Here is a 3,043-nt window from a genome sequence, read left to right as displayed (position 1 = left end):
CACCAGTGCGGTGGGGGCGCCCCTTCGGCGTTTCTCGGGTCCTACTCTTCCCGGTTCCTACTCGCCGGAGAGCACCTGCTGCGCCGCGGCCCGCGCCTCCTCGGCGCTGTCCGCGGCCCGGGCCGCCTCGGCGGCCCGGCGGCACTGCGCCAGCGTGTACTTCGCCAGCGTGCTCCGGACGTAGGGGATCGAGGCCGAGCCCATGGAGAGGCTGGTGACGCCCAGACCGATCAGCACCACGGCCAGCAGCGGGTCGGACGCCGCCTCACCGCAGACGCCACAGCTCTTGCCGGTCGCCTGCGCGGCCTCGGCGGCCGCGGCGACCAGGTCCAGCAGCGCCGGCTGCCAGGGGTCCTGCAGCCGGGCCAGCGCACCGACCTGACGGTCGGCGGCGAAGGTGTACTGGGCCAGGTCGTTGGTCCCCAGCGACAGGAACTCGACCTCCTGGAGGATCGACCGGGCCCGCAGCGCGGCCGACGGGATCTCCACCATCGCACCGAACTTGGCGTCCAGCCCGGCCTCGCGGCACGCGGCGGCGAAGTCCGCGGCGTCCTTGCGGTCGGCCACCATCGGGGCCATCACCTCGAGGTGCACCGGCAGGCCCGCGGCCGCCGTGGCCAGCGCCCGCAGCTGGGTGCGCAGCACCTCCGGGTGCTCCAGCAGGGTGCGCAGACCGCGCACGCCCAGCGCCGGGTTCGGCTCGTCGGCCGGGGTCAGGAAGTCCAGCGGCTTGTCCGCGCCCGCGTCCAGCACCCGGACCACGACCCGACCCTCCGGGAAGGCCTCCAGCACCTTGCGGTACGCCTCGACCTGCTTCTCCTCGCTGGGAGCCTTCGCCGAGTCGTCCAGGAACAGGAACTCGGTACGGAACAGGCCGACGCCCTCCGCACCGTTCTCCAGCGCGGCCGGCACGTCCGCCGGGCCGCCCACGTTGGCCAGGAGCGGCACCCGGTGCCCGTCCGAGGTCTGCCCCGGGCCGGAGGAGCCGGCCAGCGCGGCCTTGCGCTCGGCGGCGACCGCCCGCAGCTCGTCCTGCTTCTCCTGCGACGGGTCCAGCAGCACGTCGCCCGAGCTGCCGTCCACCGCGACGACGGTGCCCTCGGCGACGTCCGTCGCCCCCGACAGCGCGACCACGGCCGGCACGCCCATGGCCCGCGCCAGGATGGCGCTGTGGCTGGTCGGCCCGCCCTCCTCGGTCACGAAGCCGAGCACCAGCGTCGGGTCCAGCAGCGCGGTGTCGGCCGGCGCCAGGTCCCGCGCGAACAGCACGTACGGCTCGTCGCTGTCCGGCACGCCCGGCATCGGCACGCCCAGCAGGCGCGCCACGATGCGGTTGCGCACGTCGTCCAGGTCGGCGACACGCCCGGCCAGGTACTCCCCGGCGGAGGCCAGCAGCGCCCGGTAGGCCGCGAAAGCGTCGTACACGCCGCGCTCGGCACTGCTGCCGACGGCGATCCTGCGGGACACGTCGGCCATCAGCTCCGGGTCCTGCGCCATCAGCGCCTGGGCCTCCAGCACGGCCTGCGCCTCGCCGCCGGCCAGGTTGCCGCGCGCGATCAGGTCGGCCGCGACCGCCTCGACGGCCGCCTGGGCGCGAGCCTGCTCACGCGGGGCGTCCTCGGTCGGGATCTGGGTGGCCGGGGGCTCCAGGACCGCCGTGCCCATGTGCCGCACCTGGCCGATCGCGACCCCGTGGCTGACCCCCACGCCGCGCAGTGTCTTCTCCATGTTCCTGTTTCTCCGCTGAGAGGAGCGGCCCCGCCGGGAACCGCTGAGTGCCGGGTCGCCCCGTCAACTCCTGCGGGGCGGGTGTGTGTCGGTGACCGAGGGGTCAGCTCCAGCTGAACAGCTGGTCGCCGGCCTGGGCCTCGCCGGACTCGACCAGGTTGCCCAGGGAGTCGGGAGCGGCCTCCAGCGCCACGATCGGCGAGATCGGCGACTTGCCGGCGGCCTCGACCGCGGCCGGGTCCCACCGGATCACGGCCTGACCACGGGTCACCGTGTCGCCCTTGTTGACGAGCAGCTCGAAGCCCTCGCCGTTCAGCTGCACCGTGTCGATCCCGAGGTGGGTCAGCACACCGTGCCCGTCCGCGTCCACCACCACGAAGGCGTGCGGGTGCATGGAGACCACGACGCCGTCCACCGGAGCGACCGCCTCGGTGGGCTCGCGAACCGGGTCGATCGCGGTGCCCGGGCCGACCATCGCGCCCGAGAACACCGGGTCCGGAACGCCCGCGAGCCCGACGACCTGTCCGGTCAGCGGCGACGTCACAGTGGTCATGGTTGTGCCTCCCAAGTACGCAATACAGCGAAGCGGCCGCGAGCGCGGCGCGACGATCAACTGAAGCCTAAATCATGTCAACTTCGGACATCTGCTGACATTCCCGGGCGAAGACCCGCGCCCCCACCCGTCTTCCGACCGGCGTCACATCGACCCGCGACTGGTCTAGTCCTCTTAGCCGATGCGCCGCACTCTACAGCCATCTTGGCGAATCGGGACCATTGCTGTATATGCTCGCGAGAGCAACAAATCATGCCGCCGTCCGGGTGACCCACGGCGAGCCTCGATTCGCGCTCCGGCAACCGACCCGCTATGGTTGGCCGAGTCGCCACAACTTGGCGGTTAACACCAGATTTCAGATGCAAAAAGCCCCGGTAAACGGAGCGGAAAACATCTGGTAAGCTGGAAACACGAAAGAACGAAGCGCCCGGAGGGCCCGCTGGAAGGCGGTCCGAAGGAAGCGTCCGTTCCTTGAGAACTCAACAGCGTGCCAAAAGTCAACGCCAGATATTTTGACATCCCCGGCCTCAGGTTTCCTGGGGTTGGAGATTCCTTTTGAAACAAACACTAGCGAGGACGCAGTGCGCGGGACCGCCCTATTCCGGTGGTTGCCGTGCCGCTCAACGCGGGTGTGAACCGGCCCTGCTTGATTGTGGGGCCGAGTAAACATTCACGGAGAGTTTGATCCTGGCTCAGGACGAACGCTGGCGGCGTGCTTAACACATGCAAGTCGAACGGTGAAGCCCTTCGGGGTGGATCAGT

At 70.7% G+C, this 3,043-nt stretch carries 2 protein-coding genes and 1 rRNA gene; 1 reads left to right on the top strand and 2 read right to left on the bottom strand.

What is annotated here, in order from left to right:
- Window positions 1–57 precede the first annotated feature (57 nt).
- The gene (gene ptsP, locus ACFV8H_RS41375) at window positions 58–1,728 is read right to left on the bottom strand and encodes a phosphoenolpyruvate--protein phosphotransferase (protein ID WP_380409935.1); all 1,671 of its coding nucleotides are present in this window, start codon (window positions 1,726–1,728) and stop codon (window positions 58–60) included.
- A gap of 103 nt (window positions 1,729–1,831) precedes the next feature.
- On the bottom strand, window positions 1,832–2,281 hold the full coding sequence (locus ACFV8H_RS41370) for a PTS glucose transporter subunit IIA (protein ID WP_380409933.1): 450 nt from the start codon (window positions 2,279–2,281) through the stop codon (window positions 1,832–1,834).
- A 669-nt stretch (window positions 2,282–2,950) separates the two neighbouring features.
- Between ACFV8H_RS41370 and ACFV8H_RS41365 the strand changes: the two genes are divergently transcribed.
- A 16S ribosomal RNA gene (locus ACFV8H_RS41365) occupies window positions 2,951–3,043 on the top strand; the annotation flags it as partial.

The sequence above is a fragment of the Kitasatospora sp. NPDC059827 genome (assembly GCF_042731675.1).
GTDB lineage: Bacteria > Actinomycetota > Actinomycetes > Streptomycetales > Streptomycetaceae > Kitasatospora.
Note: the sequence above shows the minus strand (reverse complement) of the source record. Positions and strands in the feature narration are given on the sequence as shown.